Source organism: Microcoleus sp. T3_D1, assembly GCF_036700405.1.
Taxonomy (GTDB): domain Bacteria; phylum Cyanobacteriota; class Cyanobacteriia; order Cyanobacteriales; family Microcoleaceae; genus Microcoleus.
In genome coordinates this window covers 1-1,214 of record NZ_JAUBOV010000207.1, presented here as the reverse complement: position 1 = coordinate 1,214, position 1,214 = coordinate 1, and the positions used below count along the sequence as shown (strand labels likewise).

The following is a 1,214-nucleotide window of genomic DNA, read 5'->3' as shown; positions in this document are numbered from 1 at the left end:
GAGATTTGTCGTTGGGTGGGGGCGGGTTTATTATATTGTTGGTTTCTGACATAAATGGTTGGTGAACCCGCCCCTACACGCTATCGTAGGGGCGGGTTTTACGAATAATATTTAATACCAGCAGACAATCTAGATAAACCCGCCCCCACCCAACCAATAACCTAGATTAACCTGATGTGCGATCGTATTTCACAAATGTAGATGCCGATTTGTGGTTGGGTGGAGGCGGGTTTTTGAGATTGTTAGTTTTTCACATAGATTATTGGTAAAACCCGCCCCGGAGGGCTATCGACACAATGTTATAGTACGATCGACTGTAGATAAGATTTGCCATTACATTCGATCGACAACGGACTAGATTCATTAATTTTGACTGAATTATGAGGATATAATTCATCTTTTGCCCACGACAAAGGATTATTAATGATGTATTCCCGAATAGCAACTAATGATTCTTCATTGCGGATGATATGTTCGTAATAACCTCGTTGCCAAACTGATACGGCAGTCAAATATCGCATTTGGTTAATTCGCCGCGCTGAAGATGTTTTCAGACCCCGCACAATTTCCGATAAAGGATGGATTTTTGATTTTCTCAGCGCCAATTTATCCGATTCTGTATAATTTATTTCTGTGCTGTCTTTCAAAACAATAATCGCGTGGACGTGATTTGGCATCACAATAAAATTATCTAATGCCACATTTTGATAACGTTTGGGAAGAATGCTCCAATTGAATAAAACTGTTTTACCATAGGGACTCAATTGCATTGTATTATCAATGACTTCGCCGAATAAACATTCACGCTGCCAACTGCAAATAGTGATAAAATACGCACCGGGAGTCGTATAATCATATCCAGGCAGGCGAATTGAGTGGCGGTGGTGTTTGTTGCGATCGTATTTCATAATCTTTTTCCCAAAAACACAGGCGGTAGGGGCGGGTTTTACGAATAATATTTAATACCAGCAGACAATCTAGATAAACCCGCCCCCACCCAACCAATAACCTAGATTAACCTGATGTGCGATCGAATGCAAAGAATATTGATTCGGATTTGTCGTTGGGCAGGGCGGGTTTATGATATTGTTGGCTTCTCATATAGATTGTTGGTGAAACCCGCCCCGGAGGGCGATTGTAGGGGCGGGTTTTACGAATAATATTTAATACCAGCAGACAATCTAGATAAACCCGCCCCCACCCAACCAATAACC

General features: G+C 41.6%; 2 protein-coding genes. Both read right to left on the bottom strand.

Annotation, left to right across the window (positions count from 1 at the left end):
* Positions 1 to 299: 299 nt before the first annotated feature.
* Positions 300 to 908 (bottom strand): transposase, encoded by a 609-nt coding sequence (locus QT992_RS33410; protein ID WP_333343079.1) that lies wholly within the window; start codon positions 906 to 908, stop codon positions 300 to 302.
* A gap of 106 nt (positions 909 to 1,014) precedes the next feature.
* Positions 1,015 to 1,214, bottom strand: a 200-nt coding sequence (locus QT992_RS33405) for a hypothetical protein (protein WP_333378768.1), incomplete at its 5' end; no start/stop codon positions are given.